The sequence below is a fragment of the Psychrobacter sp. DD43 genome (assembly GCF_904846555.1).
Lineage (GTDB): Bacteria > Pseudomonadota > Gammaproteobacteria > Pseudomonadales > Moraxellaceae > Psychrobacter > Psychrobacter cryohalolentis.
This window is the reverse complement of the sequence record NZ_CAJHBE010000009.1, coordinates 30,032-47,418: the sequence shown is the minus strand read 5'-3', so window position 1 is coordinate 47,418 and position 17,387 is coordinate 30,032. Positions and strand designations below refer to the sequence as shown.

At 38.0% G+C, this 17,387-nt stretch carries 17 protein-coding genes; 2 read left to right on the top strand and 15 right to left on the bottom strand.

The features are described 5' to 3' along the window. Positions 1-221 precede the first annotated feature (221 nt). The 9 genes from JMX89_RS06640 to JMX89_RS06600 all read right to left on the bottom strand — a co-directional run bounded on the left by JMX89_RS06640 (position 222) and on the right by JMX89_RS06600 (position 10,208). Positions 222-1,664, bottom strand: a complete 1,443-nt coding sequence (locus JMX89_RS06640) for a capsule assembly Wzi family protein (RefSeq protein WP_201551184.1) — start codon at positions 1,662-1,664, stop codon at positions 222-224. A gap of 121 nt (positions 1,665-1,785) precedes the next feature. Next, a complete protein-coding gene (locus JMX89_RS06635) occupies positions 1,786-2,985 on the bottom strand; it encodes a DegT/DnrJ/EryC1/StrS family aminotransferase (RefSeq protein WP_201551182.1) in 1,200 nt (399 codons plus the stop codon). Positions 2,986-3,082: 97 nt separating this feature from the next. After that, positions 3,083-3,742, bottom strand: a complete 660-nt coding sequence (locus JMX89_RS06630) for an acetyltransferase (protein WP_201551180.1) — start codon at positions 3,740-3,742, stop codon at positions 3,083-3,085. After that, entirely contained in the window at positions 3,735-4,358 is a 624-nt protein-coding gene (locus tag JMX89_RS06625) for a sugar transferase (RefSeq protein WP_201551178.1), read from the bottom strand. Before JMX89_RS06625 ends, JMX89_RS06630 begins: the two co-directional genes overlap by 8 nt. Next, entirely contained in the window at positions 4,359-5,489 is a 1,131-nt protein-coding gene (locus JMX89_RS06620; protein ID WP_201551176.1) for a glycosyltransferase family 4 protein, read from the bottom strand. It abuts the gene before it with no gap. Further along, positions 5,486-6,496, bottom strand: a complete 1,011-nt coding sequence (locus JMX89_RS06615; RefSeq protein WP_227673037.1) for a hypothetical protein — start codon at positions 6,494-6,496, stop codon at positions 5,486-5,488. Before JMX89_RS06615 ends, JMX89_RS06620 begins: the two co-directional genes overlap by 4 nt. 73 nt (positions 6,497-6,569) lie before the next feature. Then, a complete protein-coding gene (locus JMX89_RS06610; RefSeq protein WP_201551172.1) occupies positions 6,570-7,646 on the bottom strand; it encodes a glycosyltransferase in 1,077 nt (358 codons plus the stop codon). A gap of 31 nt (positions 7,647-7,677) precedes the next feature. Then, positions 7,678-8,751: a glycosyltransferase family 4 protein gene (locus tag JMX89_RS06605; RefSeq protein ID WP_201551170.1), complete on the bottom strand. Its 1,074-nt coding sequence runs from the start codon at positions 8,749-8,751 to the stop codon at positions 7,678-7,680. Then, complete coding sequence (locus JMX89_RS06600) at positions 8,748-10,208, bottom strand: capsular biosynthesis protein (RefSeq protein WP_201551168.1); 1,461 nt, start codon at positions 10,206-10,208, stop codon at positions 8,748-8,750. The genes JMX89_RS06605 and JMX89_RS06600 overlap by 4 nt, the downstream gene beginning before the upstream one ends. A gap of 616 nt (positions 10,209-10,824) precedes the next feature. Between JMX89_RS06600 and JMX89_RS06595 the strand changes: the two genes are divergently transcribed. Together JMX89_RS06595 and JMX89_RS12975 are read left to right on the top strand one after the other, a co-directional pair. Beyond that, entirely contained in the window at positions 10,825-11,265 is a 441-nt protein-coding gene (locus tag JMX89_RS06595) for a transposase family protein (RefSeq protein ID WP_201551166.1), read from the top strand. A gap of 18 nt (positions 11,266-11,283) precedes the next feature. Further along, entirely contained in the window at positions 11,284-11,658 is a 375-nt protein-coding gene (locus JMX89_RS12975; RefSeq protein ID WP_201551231.1) for a transposase family protein, read from the top strand. Positions 11,659-11,717: 59 nt separating this feature from the next. Here the strand turns inward: JMX89_RS12975 and pseI are convergent, their stop codons facing one another. The 6 genes from pseI to pseB are packed head-to-tail and all read right to left on the bottom strand — an operon-like array spanning position 11,718 to position 17,358. Further along, positions 11,718-12,779: a pseudaminic acid synthase gene (gene pseI / locus JMX89_RS06585; RefSeq protein ID WP_201551229.1), complete on the bottom strand. Its 1,062-nt coding sequence runs from the start codon at positions 12,777-12,779 to the stop codon at positions 11,718-11,720. Continuing rightward, complete coding sequence (locus JMX89_RS06580) at positions 12,769-13,416, bottom strand: formyltransferase family protein (RefSeq protein ID WP_201551164.1); 648 nt, start codon at positions 13,414-13,416, stop codon at positions 12,769-12,771. Before JMX89_RS06580 ends, pseI begins: the two co-directional genes overlap by 11 nt. A 2-nt stretch (positions 13,417-13,418) precedes the next feature. Then, on the bottom strand, positions 13,419-14,522 hold the full coding sequence (gene pseG, locus JMX89_RS06575; RefSeq protein ID WP_201551162.1) for a UDP-2,4-diacetamido-2,4,6-trideoxy-beta-L-altropyranose hydrolase: 1,104 nt from the start codon (positions 14,520-14,522) through the stop codon (positions 13,419-13,421). Beyond that, entirely contained in the window at positions 14,519-15,205 is a 687-nt protein-coding gene (pseF, locus tag JMX89_RS06570; RefSeq protein WP_201551160.1) for a pseudaminic acid cytidylyltransferase, read from the bottom strand. Before pseF ends, pseG begins: the two co-directional genes overlap by 4 nt. Continuing rightward, the gene (gene pseC, locus JMX89_RS06565; RefSeq protein ID WP_201551158.1) at positions 15,202-16,359 is read right to left on the bottom strand and encodes a UDP-4-amino-4,6-dideoxy-N-acetyl-beta-L-altrosamine transaminase; all 1,158 of its coding nucleotides are present in this window, start codon (positions 16,357-16,359) and stop codon (positions 15,202-15,204) included. Before pseC ends, pseF begins: the two co-directional genes overlap by 4 nt. Beyond that, the gene (gene pseB, locus JMX89_RS06560) at positions 16,360-17,358 is read right to left on the bottom strand and encodes a UDP-N-acetylglucosamine 4,6-dehydratase (inverting) (RefSeq protein WP_201551156.1); all 999 of its coding nucleotides are present in this window, start codon (positions 17,356-17,358) and stop codon (positions 16,360-16,362) included. Between the last annotated feature and the right edge of the window lie 29 nt (positions 17,359-17,387).

The window sequence follows — 17,387 nt, the reverse complement described above, 5'->3', positions numbered from 1 at the left end:
ATAAATTTTACGAAGCCTCTGGAGTGCGAAGCGCACAGCAAGCGAGAGAAATTTATCCCAGTGTAATGCTATTCTAAGCATAACTCCTTTATATTGAACTCACTATATTAAAAAGCCATAATTAAAAAACAATAACGTGACCATAAAAAAGTCGATCTATTAAATATTAATAGACCGACTTTTTGTTTTCAAGCACTGTCGTGCATTGATTAAGCAAGCATTTAATAAGTCTGCAGCTCAATACCTATACCTACGCCAACATCAGTGGACTGGATATCTGAATCTACGGCCCAAATTCGGCTAGAGATAAGTGCTTTGGGATTGTATTGATGCTCCCAAGCCACATCAATACCAGTCAACTTATCAGTCGTTGGGAATGCTTGATTAATGGCTTCATCGGCTTGATTTACCTTAGCATGCTGTACTTTTGCATTAATAAAATTACGGTTATCGAGCCATAAGCGACCACCAAGCGCGATACTTTCCGCATCGCCGCCTAACGCATAGCCTAATGGGAAGCCTTGCTGATAATAGCCATCTTTATAAGTACCATGATCATAAGAAACCCCTCTAACTTCACCGCTAGTACGGGTATCTGTATACTCAGCATAAAGCTGATAAGGTTTGCCGTAAGCAGCAGACGCATAATCAACACCGGCTAAATACATGTTTTTCGCTGGCAAGCCGCCTGCTTCATCTTCACCGATATATTGAGCATAAACGCCAGCAGGCACATTCACCAATGGCGCTAAATTTAAGCGCGCATCAAAACCGCCTAACTGATTAGCAGGGTCTTCTTTACCTGTATCTCCATTATCTCTAGTTCCTAAGAGAGCATCAGTAAAGGAGCTAAAGCTCTGTGGACGACCTTCACCGCCCCACATAAAGGTACGTGAAGCACCAACTTCTAACCATTCCCAAGGACTAGCCGTCAGCCTTGCGCCAAATAGCTTAGCATCAGGAATCGCTTCATAATCCTCTAGCTGACCGGCAAATAGCTGATACTGCCAAGGTCCGACCCACGATAAATATGGGGATGTCGGTGCAGCTTGTCGGTCACGCTGCATCGTAAACCCTGTCACTGGTAAGCTTGCATCGCCTCGAATCAGGCTACCATCATGCCCAGGTCCCCACCAGGTTGGAATTTTACCTGCAATCAACCATTGATTGGCTGCGGTACCAGCAAGATATGAGCCTTCAAAGCTAACGTCTGAGCCATCTTCAATGAGTTTGTCATTTTTTAGATTGGCTTGTAGATTAAATTCCCACTCTGCTTCGCTAAGTGACACCCCAACGCTTGCTTGTTGACCCGCCAGCTTATCATCAGCAAATTTTTGTGGTAGCTGGTCTCTATCGGTTTGTATATGCAGGGCGGCCGTTCCTTTTACCACAGAATTGCGGTTTTGAGCTAGGCGGTTTTGTACCGACTGCAGGATCTGCTCCTGCGCAGGTGTCTGAGCATTAGCCGTATTTAAAGCGCGCTTGATCTCATTGGACGTCAGTGGCCATGTGCTGGTGCTAATCTGCGCGACCCCTTGAGTATTTAGCCAGTCAAGTTCTGCCTTCAGCTTGAGATCGTTCATATACAGGTTTTGTGCAGATGCCAGCATTGACACTGATGATAAGACACCAAAACCCAATAAAATACTTAGCTTCTTGTACATGATCAAATACTCTTTGGTTAAAAGGGGTTTATTATAAAGGCTATCGCTCAAACAGTAATATGGATTAACGTAATTAAAATAACGTCATTAAATTAAATTTAACCTAACAAATTATAAATTATTAGTCATCAATCTTAGTGAATACACTATCAATCGCCTGTACGGTTTGCTTAATTTCGTCTGCCGTCAACGTTGGATGCACAAGAAACATCAAGCTGGTTTCGCCGAGCTGCTTTGCAACTGGTAGTCTCGTCTCAGGACGTAAACCTGTATTATCAAAGGCCTTTTCCAGATAAACTTCCGAAGCGGAACCAGAAAAACAAGGAACCCCTAACTTATTTATCTCTTCAATAATCCGATCTCGTGACCACTCTTTCGGTAGGTTGTCTGGCTGCACATAGACGTAGAGCTTATAATAGGCGTGGGTCGAATCTGCAAACTGCGGCGACTCTTCTAATCTTGGTACAGAAAGATAGCCTTTTGCTTCCCATTTAGTACAGGCATCTAAAATAGCTTGAGAATTAGCCGTACGTTTGGCTGTCCACTCAGACATTCTCGTTAATTGAATGCGACCAAGCACCGCTTGCATTTCAGTCATGCGCCAATTGGTACCAAAGCTTTCATGTAGCCAGCGATAGCCTGGTGGATGCTCGGTCTCATAGACAGCGGCGTAGCTTTTACCATGGTCTTTATAAGCCCACATTTTGCGCCATAATTGCTCATCGTTAGTGGTAACCATACCGCCTTCACCGCCTGTGGTCATTACTTTATCTTGGCAAAAGCTCCACGCACCGATATGCCCAATACTACCAACGCTACGACCCTTATAACGTGCACCGTGCGCCTGAGCACAGTCCTCTATCACATATAGATTATGCTGTTCTGCCAACGCCATGATGCCATCCATATCACAAGGCCAACCTGCCAAATGCACGCAGACGATAGCTTTGGTCTTAGCTGTCAGTACCGCAGCAATTGACTCAGGCGTGATATTACCAGTTGCCTCATCGACATCAGCAAAAACAGGCGTCGCTCCCGCATTGACGACTGATGAGATACTTGCAATAAAGGTACGCGGCGTGACGATTACTTCATCACCTGCGCCAATATCTAACGCTTGTAAGGCCACGTCTAATGCCAACGTACCATTTCCCATCGCAATGGCATATTTGCTATCAGCCCATTTAGCAAACTCAGTCTCGAACTGACGACACTCTTGCCCTGTCCAGTAATTTACCTTGTTGGATAATAATACTTGACTGACGGCATCAGCCTCTTCTTGAGTAAAGCTTGGCCAAGGTGAAAATGGGGTGTTTAACATAGTTGCCTCGATGGTGCTTATTTATAATTGATGATTCATCATTGACGATTAATAACTTATAACGAAATATTTGATTCTGATTTTTTATTTAAACTTTTTATTTATTGAGGGGTCTTGCAGGATTACCAACCACGACAGCTCCCGCTGGCACGTCTTTGGTAACGACTGCACCCATTCCTACAATGGCACCTTTACCAATAATTAATGGCTTATCAGGTGTGCCTTGTTTGATGACTGCCCCTGTGCCGATATAGGCATAGTCATGGATATGAATATTGCCATTACAGCTAACGCGCGGGGCAAAGGTGACATAGTCGCCAATCACGCAATCATGTTCGACATAGCTATATAGATTGGCATGGAAGCATTTACCGATAGTCACATTAGCAGCGATAGTAACAAATGGACTGAGTGCAGCACCGGCAGCTATACTGACTGCATCCATAATTAAGGTGGTCGTTCCTTTTACTGTCCACAATGAGATACCATCTTGAACCAATTTATCTGCAATTTTTTGACGAATGCTGCTATTAGCAATGGCAATCAGGACAAATTTATCATCACAATTTATACTCTTAAATTTTGCATAATTCATCGCCGTATAGCCGTTAACATTAGTATCTTTATCTAATGCGTCGTCAATAAATACGATTTGGCTATCTAATTGAGCATCTAATCTTTGTAATTGATCAACGGCTACCGGCATTAAGCTACGACCACAGCCTGAGGCACCATAGACGGCAAATACTTTACTCATAGCTATTTTCTAAAGCGGACTGGTCTTGAGAGCCAGTGAACTTACTCATTGTCGCTTCACCGTCAGCGCTAATACCATCTTTAACAACCACTTTTTTTACGGTCTTTAATAGTATTTTGATATCTAACCACAATGATTGGTTATCTACATACCACGTATCAAGCTCAAACTTCTTATCCCAACCGATGGCATTACGCCCATTTACTTGCGCATAACCCGTAATACCAGGGCGTACATCATGGCGACGTGCTTGTTCTTTACTATATAGCGGTAGGTATTCCACTAATAACGGGCGTGGTCCGACTAAACTCATATCACCTTTAACGACATTCCATAGCTCAGGCAGCTCATCCAAACTACTATTACGTAGTGCTTTACCAAAATCAGTTAGGCGCTCACTGTCAGGCAATGGATTGCCAGCACTATCTATGGCATCTTTCATGGTACGAAACTTAATCATCTCAAATGGCTTACCGTCTAGACCCGGACGTGTTTGACGAAATAGCACTGGTGAGCCTAAGTTCTTTTTGACTTTGTAAGCAGTGATGGCGTACACCGGAGATAAAGCGACCAAAGCGGTGGTCGCAGCAGTGATATCGAAAAGGCGTTTTATCATTTATAAACCCAACATATTTATTAATCGTTTATTTACTTTATCGGCATCAAATTTATCTTGCGCTATTTTATAACTTTCATAACCCATTTTTTTAATATCTTCAGGATGCTCTATAAAATAAATCATTTTTTCTGCTAACGCTTGCGGACTCCACTTCTCTACTAAGAAGCCATTGACCCCCTCAACCACCGTCTCACGACAACCTGGGACATCGGTAGTGATAATAGCACGTCCAATAGCCATCGCCTCTTGGGTACTACGAGGTACGCCTTCGCGGTATGAAGGTAGAACAAATACATGACTGTCTGCAATCCATTTTTGAACGTTATCAACCTGCCCAGGATAATTGATAATATTTAAGGAAATTAGTCTGTCTAGTTCAGATTGCTGTAGAGCACCAGGGTTAGAAGAATCGATCGCTCCTAATACTGTAAATTGCACTTCAGGATAAATTTTCTTAACGATTTTTGCTGCTGCTATAAAGTCATGTATTCCTTTTTCTTTTAACATTCGCCCAATAAATAAAAAACTAATAGGTGAGTCAATAGTCTCTATAGGTTGATAATTGTACTCATCTAAATCCAAACCTATACCGCCCAATACGTCTAGTTTCTTCACTTTTATATGATAAGCCTCTAATAAGTCCTTTGGATCATCTGGATTTAGAAAAATAATGTTATCAAGTTGTGGTAAAGCTATTTTATAAAGAAGCACTTGAATGCTTTTGATTAACTGTGCTTTTTTACTCAGTCCTTCTGGTTGTTCAGTAAATGTATATCCCAAACCTTCTAGCATACCAATCACTCGCGGTACTTTAGCGATTTTTGCAGCTAGGGTTCCAAAAATAACTGGTTTAGAGAAGTAGGAGAAAACCAAATCTGGAGCTATTTCTTTAATTTTTTTAGATAAGGCATAAGTTGCTTTGGCATCCGCTAATGGATTCATACCTCCACGATTTAATTCGTAAGTAATAGGTATAGCACCTAGTAGCTCTATCTTCTTAAGTTCATATTGACCGTATTCAGAAGTAAAAGCATATACACTATGACCTTTGAGTAATAGTTGATAAATCAACGCTGCCCGGAAGCCATAAAAGCTACTGGCTACTGTACCTATAATGACAATCTTCACTTGCTGACAACCTCTGATGTTGCTGAATATAACTTTTTAAGTCTTAAAATATAGAAAAAACTGATATATATAGCTAAATAGTTATATATTCTCAAACGAAGAGCAGTTCCTAGATTATCATTACCAATCAGCCATACACTCCCATATAATACAAAGAATATAATTAGAAAACGCACAAAACTATCTGCCAATTTAATTTCTTTCAATACATATAGGAACATGAAAAAGAATGGTAACGTTTCAATTAGTAGTAAAATAACTGCTAATGGATTGGTTATGTACAGGCCAAAAAGCTGACCCAACGTGCTGAGTATAAAGTTAGGTATAAATAATACAGGGTTAGAGAAATTCAAACCTAGAGTAGAACCGCCGCTTGCCTCTTCAAAACCAGAGCGATATTCAGTAAGGGCATCTAAAGCACCTATATAATTTAGAACGAAAAGGGCTAAAAAGTATAAGATAGCTAAAAAAACAATTCTCTTTTTAGTGAATTTTATTTTCCATAAAAAAAGGCTTATTAAAAATGCATATCCTAAGTAAGGCCTTAAGGCTAGCAAGAAAAAACCCACTAGAATAGAAATCGAAAAATAGATCATAAAAGAGAGTGGGTTGTTACTATGCATAGATTTTTTTGCTACAACACAACCTAACAAAAAAATAAATACCATAAATACATCACGAAATACATCTAAGGAATAAAAATAAATTGTTGGATAGGCTAAGTAAATCAGAAAACTATAAAAATAATATTTTTGATAATTATTAAGCTTTAAACCTGAAAGTCTCGTGGCTAGTACAGGAATGACTAACATATTTAAAAATATTAATAAATAGGTAATTACATCTCTCGAATATAACCCTACATCATTAAGATGTCTTAATATTACTGGCCAAATATTTACTGCAAAATTTATAGACCCTTCAGCATATGAATTATAATAATTGGCATCACTTCCACCACCGAATGAGAAGTTCAAAAGACTATTTTGCACCAAGATCAAGAACATTATCTTTAGTAGCAATATGCCCACTATTAGAAATAAAATAGCTTTACTAGAGATTCTTTCGAAAAAATGTCGTTCACTTCTCATTATATATTTTCAGCCATTTATCTGATATTAAATCTAAGTCAAATTTATTCTTGACATACTGCTGTCCTGATACATTTTTATTGCTATTTTGCAATCTGTCTTTAATAGCCTCGGCTAAAGATATTGGGTTTTTTGTAGGTACGATTTTGCCACATGTACCCACAATCTCACGAACGCCGCTTACATCGGTAGACACTACCTGAGCTTGACAAGCTAGTGCTTCTATCAGTACAGTAGGTAATCCTTCATAATCAGAAGATAAAACAAATACATCACAAGCACTCATAAGTGTTGGCACATCATTGCGTCTGCCTAACAATATCACTTCATCACTTATATCTAATTCTACAATGAGTGCTTCTATCTCTGTTCTTAACTCACCATCACCTGCTATTAATAAAAGAAAATCTTCAGTAGTCTGTTTCTTTAAATAGCTAACCGCTTCCAGCAAATTAGGGTAATTCTTTTGCTCATTAAATCTTCCTACTGCTAGAATTATTTTTCTATCAGTTTTTAGAGTTAACTCCTTTATTACTTCTTCTCTTGCTGAAGAGTGATATATAAAACTATTAAAATCCACTCCATTATAGACACATTTCATGCCTCCTTTAGGTATGGCACGATCGATCTCAAAAGAAGAAACCGCAGTTTTACTTACGTTAGTAGTCAAGTCTGCTAAATTATGGGTGATTCGATAAGCTAATTTACGAATGTAACCACCCTCATTGCTATTATGAGCGGTGCAAATCAATTTTGTCATGGGTGTAGTTGTTCTGATCAATCTCGATAAAATGTTAGCATGTACCATATGAGCATGCACAACATCTGGTCTGTAATCTCTAATAATTTTTGAGAGTTTTAAATAGGCTCTAGGTAATGAATAGGCTCCAGTGAGGCTTATCTGAATTAACTCTATTTGGTTATAATTTGGACGAGTAAGCACATCTCCTGTTAGATATGCAATTTTTACCTCATTACCTTTCTTAAACATTGCATCAGCAAGATCACAAACAACCCGTTCTGCACCGCCTTGTCCCAATCCCGTAATAATATATAGAATCTTCATAACATATGCCTATAGTAATCCTAATGTAAATCTATTTAGACAGTTCTATTAGATCAATCCACTGATTTATTATATTTTCTGGCTGATAAACCTCAGCTTTTTCTTTACTTTTGAAACTGATAGTTTGTCGTTTTTTATCATCTTTCATCAAATCAACTAATGATGATGCAAGTAAATTAATATTGTTTGGAGTAACTAAAACAGCGTCTGTATGCTCTAGGATCTCTGCAGGACCAACTTCACAATCGAAACTAACCACAGGCAAACCAAAAGCTAAAGCTTCAATTAAAACCATACCAAAACCTTCAAAACGAGAACTTAAGCAAAATATATCAGCTTGTTTATAGTACTTATCTACCTCATCAGTATTACCAACTAACTCTACACTCTCAGTTAAGTGATTTTCTTCAATAAACTTACTTAACTTAAATCTCTCTTCGCCTTCACCAACTATATTTAACTTCCAATCCGGCATAACTTTGTTTACCTGCACCCAAGCTTCAAGCAACATATCAAAACCCTTTTGATATGTTAGGCGACCAACCGCTAATACTGTTTTTGTATTTTCGTTTTTAATATAATCTTGAGGTGGATACGGGCAAGGATTTGCAATAGCCGTTATCTGAGACTTATGTTTTGTACCATTTAGCCAATATTCTTTATCTCTTTCGGTTAAAGTCACTACAGAATCACAGTATCGGGCTGCTAGTTGACGTGCGAATCTTCTGCCAGACTTCCCTAAATCACTATTGAAGTTAAAATGCTCCCAGCATATATGCTTTACTGGTAAAGCTAATGTTGCGGGCAAAGTAAATAAAACAGACATTGTTTCCACAACTATCAATACATCGATAGATTCTCTTATTAGTAAACGCCTCAATTTGTAAATAATATTTGGGGTATGGTATAAAATACGATCCGAGGAATGCAATAATGAAATATTTTTAATTTCTTTATTTATAGGAAAAAACGGATCATCCCCACCAGCGATACTCGCTACAACTATTTCATAGCCAGACTCAGATAAGCCATTTGCTAATATTGACCCTACGCGTTCGGTGCCGCCGGCATTATTAAAATCACCACCTAGAATCAGTATTTTCAAAGTAAACCCCTTTTTTTAACTTGATCGATTCTATAAAAAATATCATCTACTATTTTAGAAAAATAACCTGGATTCCAAAGTTCTGGCTTACCTATCAATAGTTGACCCTCAAAAGTATAACGATAATAGGCAACAATAAATTTCGTAATATCTTGATTAGAATAAAAAATGGGTTCTTTATAAAACATTTCTCTTAATTCTATAAAGCTATTTATTTTAAAAACATTAGGGAAGTTTTCATAAAAAACATTTCCTAATAAGTATACAGGCTTATTCATTAGTGCCGCTTCATAACCAACAGTACTCGTCACCGTAATAACGCCACGAGAATATTTAATAAGCTTTTTAACATTATAATCAAAATGTATTAAACGCACGCCTGGTAAAGCACTTACTTTCTCATAAAATTGTTTGTTTTGTACACCACGCGCACTAATGTGATCTTTAACATACAAATATCTCCCTACAGGCAAATTATTGTGGATATTAATAATATTGTTAAGCTCATTAGTATAATCAGGCGCCAATACAGAAGTCGAAGATTCTGGATGATAGTGAGTAGGGTAAATATAGAATGCCTCTTTACTATTTTCTAGTAAAACATCTACCTCCTCCATAGACATATAATATTTATTACTTTGATTTTCATTCAGCATTTTTCGCCAATTCAGCTTATACATAGATGTTAGCTGTTCAAAAGAAGAGCCCACCTGATAGTTGTAATAACTATCTGCTTTTTTTATAACTTTTAGTATTTTTTGAGCTGTCAGAAATTTTTTATAGCTAAACAAACTGGATAATTTTATTTTTTTATTTATTGCACTATCTTTCATATAGTCAGGCTGAATATAAAACAACTCTTTCAAATAACTATTAGACCAGTTTTCTTCATCTACAGTGACATCTGTAACATCTATATCTGACGTAATAAAATCTGACTCTGAAGTGATAGAGGTTTGTATCTCGTAGCGGTTGGGAAGTCTAGAACCAATAAGACCTATATACGTGCAACCTAATGACATTCCTACTTTATAAGCCATATAGGCGAATGAATTAGAAACATTTTCATATAGAATGACATCTATACTATTGTTAGATATAACGGATTCAAAGAAACCTTGTAAACCATTGAGTACTGCAGTCCAGTAATCATTATTTTCCCTAAGGTTATAATTATGACAAAAAAAACGATCAAAATCAGAATGAAACACATCTCCCCATGTCTCTTCTAATTTTATTGGTTTTTTACTCAAAAATTTAAAATTTTCTTTTAAGTAATTATCAAAAAAAAATGTATTTTCCGAATTATCAATATCAGCTATTGGTTCAGCAATGGCTGATGTCTCAGCATTAACAGCAAAGTATATGTTATGCCCTCTTTCCGCAAGGTGCTTTGCAATTTCTGCGTAGAAATATTTATATTTAGGAGCGCCGTTGACTAAAACAAGAAAGTTCATTTTTCACTCGTTATCTATGTTATTAATAAAACAGGATATAGTCAGCTCAAAATAAAATCGATACATTAATAAGTATGTGTAACTGGTATAAATTTTCCTTGCTTGCTGCTATTAAAGAAGCTATAAAAAGCTTATCCCAGTCGCACTGTATCGATTTTATCGTAAATCCACTATAGAATAAATTTTATTTAAAAAAAGCACAATGCAATAAAAAAAACAGTCAATGACATCACAGTAAGAATACCAAATGATATAAAAGTCAGCACTGAATAAAATCGATACGTTATTCTATATATGAAAGAGAGGTATGAGTTTTTCTGGCTTGCTGTGCCTACGTACACAAAGGCTGCAAAAAATCCATCCTTGTCCTGCCGTGTCGTTTTTATATTGAGCTGACTATAGCTGCGTGCTATTGGTATAGATTTTCCTCACTTGCTATGCGATTGGCGCTTCAGAGGCTTCGCAGAATTAATTCCAACAGCACTGTACCGGCTTTAAAGAGATTTAACTATATCTCCACTAAAAAACCTTGATTAAAGTTATCATCTAATAGACCTCTTGCAAAAGTAGCAGAGGGTCTTACAATAACTCATACATCCATAACTGGCTAGGAACCATGCCAAATATAGATAAGCTTCACAAACAAAGTGATGTTGGCTTTAAACGCTATACAGGTACTCATAAAGCGACCTTTTATGAAATGCTTGAGGCCATGCAGCAGCATGAAACCCAAAAGACCAAATCAGGTAGACCAAGCGTGCTTAGTCTTGAGGCTCAAATATTACTGGCCCTTACTTATTGGCGTGAATACCGGACGCTGTACCACATCAGTATGGACATTGGTATTCATGAGTCTTCTGCTAGCCGTATTATTCGAAAAGTAGAAGACATACTGGTTGATTCAGGTAAGTTTGAATTGCCCAAAAAGCTCCCTAATAGAGTTGATGACAATATTAATTGGTCAGTCGTCATCGTCGATGCCACCGAAACCCCCATTGAGCGTCCAAAAAAAACCAAAGAGACTACTACAGCGGTAAGAAAAAACATCACACCTTAAAAGCGCAGGTTATCGTTCATTGGCAAACCGGTTTTAATATTAGATATTCAAACGTCTAAAGGGTCAATCCACGATTTTAAGCTGTATAAAGACACTTGTCCTGATTGGCTTCCTGACAATGCTAAATTACTAGCAGATAGTGGCTATCAGGGCATTGCAAAGTTACATAAACAAACCTTCACCCCTTTTAAAAAGCCACGCGGGGGCCAACTGTTAGAGCTCTGCAAACAAGCCAATCAGTATCTCGCTAAGTTTCGCATTATGGTTGAACACAAAATAGGCTTAATCAAACGGTTCAAAATCGTGGCTCATAAATATCGTAACCGTCGTCAGCGCTACGATCTTAGAATGAAACTATTCGCCAGTATTGTTAATTTCGAGCTTGGTCTGTGACTTTTGCAAGAGGTCTAATGATTTTGGATTAAGATTTATTATATTCGACAATATAATACTTAATTATTTTTTTCATTCAAAACATCAAAAATTACTGGAGTGTTTTTAATCACATCTTTAACCACCTTCTTTCCAATCACTTCCTCTAAAAACTTCGGAGCTAATCCAAATCCAGGTCTAACACTGCGTACTGCATCTTCCGTGATAACATCACCTGCTTTCAAATCTTTTACAAAATATAATGAACGACGAAATTTTATATTACCTTGCTCACTTGCTTTACGCCCATAATCTACTTTGCCAAGAGCTTGCCAAACAGTCTTACTATCACGGCAAAGAGCCGTTAAATCTTCAGGCTCTAAAGAAAAACTGTCATCAGGACCACCAGCATTACGGTCAAGCGTAAAGTGCTTCTCTATAATAGAAGCACCAAGCGCCACACTAGTGATTGCTGTCGTATTATCAAGCGTATGGTCTGATAAACCTGTCACCAAACCGAAACGATTTATCATATCTGGAATCGTAAGTAGATTATAATCCTCGCTAGGTGCAGGATAGCCACTCACACAATGCAAAATAGCGAGTTCTTTACAGCCTCCTGAACGTGCAGCATCGATTGCTTCTTGAATCTCTTCAGCATCAGCCATACCAGTGGATATAATCATGGGTTTACCCGTGCTTGCCACATATTTAATAAGTGGCAAATCCACCGCTTCAAAAGAAGCGATCTTATAAGCAGGTGTGTTTAAGTCTTCTAATAAGTCTACTGCTGTATTATCAAATGGGGAGCTAAAAATAGTAATTCCTAACTCACGAGCATACTCAAAAAGCGGCTTATGCCATTCCCAAGGAGTATAAGCCTTTTGGTAAAGGCTATATAAAGTTTCACCATCCCAAAGACCTCCCTGAATTTGGAAATCAGGTAAATTAGAGTTTAAGGTAATAGTATCAGCAGTATAAGTCTGTATTTTTAAAGCATCCGCACCTGCTTTTTTTGCTTCTTCAATAATATTTTTAGCTACATTAAAGTCACCATTATGATTAGCGGACATTTCAGCTATTATATATGGAGAAGTATTCCGACCAATGATACGACCGTTAATATTAATATTATTCATTATCTATTCTCTCTAAAGTTAGCTTAAATTTCTTACCATGAATCTCTAAATAGGCGGGGAATCGATTGGGATCACACACCCTTATCTTATCAAACTGGCTTGTAATACTTCTACATATATCTAACTTACTATCTAAGGGAGTACGTTTCGGGTAATATTTAGGCTTTATATTCAAGTTTTGAGGAGTAGGTATAATAGAGTCGAAATTCTGTACAGCAAAATCTATTAGTTCAATCTCTTTTTCAAAAAGTCTATGGTTAATTTCATCCCATAATGCATGATTTGGAATTTCAAACTTTATTTTTTTCCATATATCTCCACTATCAACTTTATCCTCAGCCTCTAAAAGAGTAATAGTTATCTCATCAGAACCTTCGATTATTTGCCATATATGAGGACTCCACCCCCTTCCTTCTGGAAGATCACTAGCATGTAGAACTAAGCTTTTATTATACGAAGAACGATCTTTCTTATTAATAATCTCTGAGCAGGAGACAAGAAATAAAATATCACCACCACTTAGCTCATCCTTTTTTCTAGCTAATTCAATAGTATGTTTCGTAGAGTTCTTTTCAATCCATTTATATAAGTAAGAGTTAACTGGGTGTTTTGGGTCACTACATAAAAAACTGATTTTCATTGTTAAAATGTATCCTTAGAATTATTAGTCAATAATTTAGAAGCTCTTTGCGCTCCTAAACCATCACATATTAATCTAGCCGCTTTACTCATAAAAAGTAAGTTGTCATTTCTTATAATATATTCTATGCCAAGATCTGCTATTAAGGTCTCATTTAACTTCGTTAGTAGTACAGCGCCAGTTTCCTCTAGGTTTTTAGCAATCAAAAGCTGATTTTCAGCTAAAACTAACATAACAGTAGGTAGCCCTAAGCAACAACGCTCCCACGATGTTGAGCCAGCTGCACCAATAGCTAAATCACTATTAGCCATCAATTCAGCCATATTATTTACACCACTCTTTACTTGAGTTTTCCAAGGCAGTGCTTTTGCCTGAGCTTTTACACTTTCAATCCACGGTGCTGTTGAACCCATAACTACCGTTATTTTACAACATTCCGGTAAAGAACTGTTTTGAAGGCCTTTGAGTATTTTTGACGTTATATTGTCTTTGTCAACACCGCCTAAATTTATAAGTAAATGCTTAAGCATACCATCTTTTCGACGTTCAAGACTGTAATCTCGCCACTTAGCAAATTCAGGGCGCAGCAGTGCATATTTTGAACCACATAAGACTTGACAGTTATCAGGGATCCAATCAAGATAATCTTCTGTATGTCGCCCAAATGTTTGATCAAGTAGTATATCGCAATCATGAGCGCGATCGGCTAAATCATCTATGACCATAAGTTTTTTGCAATAGGGACGCAGCATTTTTTCCCACACTATATCGATAGCATAATGATCAACGATTAGCCAATCCGGCTCTATAAGTTTAATTATATCAATGCACTGCTGAGTATCTTCTTGCTGCGTAGCTCCTAACCAATCAGCATGTAAGAGCTTTATACCATTTTTACCACTCTTTTCTACATCAGCTTTAAATGGTAGGCTATAAACTTGATGACCACCTTTTCTGATTACTTCAAGCAAGTGACCTTCATGTTCACGGCAAATGAAGTAGCATACTGCGCCCCTTGCAGCCAATGCATCCGCCAATGTGAGGCAGCGCATCACATGACCAGTACCTATTTGGATGGAAGCATCGCAGCGGAAGATGACTCTCACCCTTGCAGCGCCTTAAATAGCCATTCAGCGCGTTCCCAATCTTCAGGAGTATCAATATCTTGTACACGGTGTCTTGGTAAAATAACTGGGGTAGATTCAGCCCCAAAAATTATTTTTTCACTTAGCCAAGCACCTACCCTACCCCAATAGAATTGACCAGCATCATGCCAAGCTTCTTCTAAATCTTGAGAGCGAGTATTAAAGTTATTCGCATCGAACATCTCTACTCCTAACTCAGGATTAAGCTTAATAGCTCTTTGAATAGGAAAAGCATAACTTGTCACTGTAAAAGCATAAGCTGCATTATTATCCTCTAGTTGCTGCAAGCCTTGCTGTAAGTATTCGGCGGTAACAAAGGGAGCCGTGGCATATAAGCAGCATACTAGATTGGTATCAACTCCATGCTCTACAAGCCACTCAATGGCATGACGTATCACGGGAATGGTACCAGTATAGTCATTAGACAGCTCTTTTGGTCGTATGAACGGTACTTCAGCGCCATAACTTTTAGCAACTTGGGCAATTTCACTATCATCTGTAGATACAATGATTTTATCGAAACAACCAGATTGTAAGGCGGCTTCGATTGAATAAGCAATCATTGGTTTACCACAAAATTCTTTGATATTTTTGCGCGGTATACGTTTACTACCACCGCGTGCCGGAATCACCGCAATCTTCATAATAATAACTCTTTCAGGGTGGCAATTACTTTATCCTGCTGTTCTTCCGTCATCGTAGGAAACATCGGAATACTCATAGCTTCTTGATAATATTGTTCCGCTTGAGGAAACTGACCAACTTCAAAACCCATTGATTGATAATAAGGCTGCATATGTACAGGAATATAATGCAAATTAACTAAGATACCAGCTTCACGCATTCCTTCAAAAACTTCTAGATGCGTTTTAGTAACCTTCTCTAATTGCAATCGAATCACATATAAATGCAAACCTGAATAGCCATCTTCATGCTGCCAAGGTAACGTTATAGGTAAGTCTTTCAGTAATTCATTGTAACGCTGAGCCAGCTTATGACGCTTAGCAACAAAATCATCTAAGCGCTGCATCTGAGAGACGCCTAACGCTGCTTGCAATTCTGTCATGCGATAATTAAAGCCTAAATCTATTTGCTCATAGTACCAAGGACCATCCATAGGTTTGGTCATGAGACTAGAATTACGAGTAATACCATGGCTACGCAGTAAGTCTAGTTTTCTTGCCAACTCTGCGCTATTAGTCACTGCCATCCCGCCTTCAGCGGTAGTCACTATCTTTACTGGATGAAAGCTAAATACAGTAATATCGCTATATCGGCAATTACCAATAGGCTCACCTTTATATTTACCACCAATAGCGTGTGAAGCATCTTCAATAATTTTGAAGCCGTACTTTTTGGATAAATTATAAATCACTTCCATATCGCAAGGCTGACCACTGAAGTGTACGGGAACCAAAACTTTGGGTGATTTTCCCGATTTTTCGGCATCAATCAATTTCTTTTCTAGCTCTTTCGTACATAGATTATAAGTATTAGGATCAATATCTACAAAATCAACTTGTGCACCGCAGTACAACCCACAATTTGCTGAAGCAACAAAAGTATTAGGCGTCGTCCAAAGCCAATCACCTTCTCCTAATCCTAATGCTAGACAGGCAATATGTAGTGCAGATGTCGCACTATTAACCGCCAAAGCATATTTTGCATCACAAGCTTCCATCACCGCTTGTTCGAAAGCAGGAACTTTAGGCCCCTGAGTTAGAAAATCGGATTTGAGGACTTCTACAACAGCATCAATATCTTGTTGATTAATGTCTTGGCGGCCATAAGGAATCATTTAGATACTCCCAATTTTATCACGGTTAGTATCTATCCACTCTTGCAAATCAGCGTCGCTCATCCATTCGCTATTGTTATCACTGGCGTATTCGAACCCTTCGGGAACACGTTTACCGTCTTTAATCCTTGCAGGATCAGTTGCCCATTTATTGATAGTAGGTAAAATTTTGAAGTGCTCTGGATACTCGTAAGTATAATAAGCATCTTCAACACTAATCATTTGCTCATGTAGCTTTTCACCTGGGCGGATGCCAATAACCTCTTGCTTTGCTTCTGGCGCTACAACACGAGCTAAGTCTGTCATTTTCATCGATGGAATCTTTTTAACGTAGATTTCACCGCCTACCATATCTTCAAAGGCATGCCATACTAATTTAACACCATCTTCTAATGAAATCATAAAGCGAGTCATACGATCATCTGTAATTGGTAGCACACCTTTGTCTTTAATAGACATAAAGAATGGAATCACTGAACCACGTGAACCCATGACATTACCATAACGAACAACTGAGAACTTAGTACCATGCTCACCAGAGTATGAGTTACCTGCAACGAATAGCTTATCAGAAGCCAGTTTAGTGGCACCATAAAGATTGATCGGGCTACTGGCTTTATCTGTAGACAGTGCAACGACTCCTTTAACCCCTTTATCAATACAAGCATCAATCAAATTCATGGCACCATTGATATTGGTTTTCACACATTCAAAAGGATTGTATTCAGCAGTAGGGACAATTTTCGTAGCCGCCGCATGTACGACATAATCCACTCCATCTAATGCACGATATAAACGTTCTTTATCACGAACATCACCAATAAAAAAGCGAACTCTATCGTCGCCTTCAAATTTTTTGGCCATTTCCCATTGCTTCATCTCATCGCGTGAAAAGATAATCACTTTTTTAGGATTGTATTTTTCTAGCACCATGGGGACGAAAGTGTTTCCGAACGAACCTGTACCGCCTGTAATAAGAATAGTTTGATTAGTTAGCATGTAGTTAACACCCTTTAAAAGCATAAATT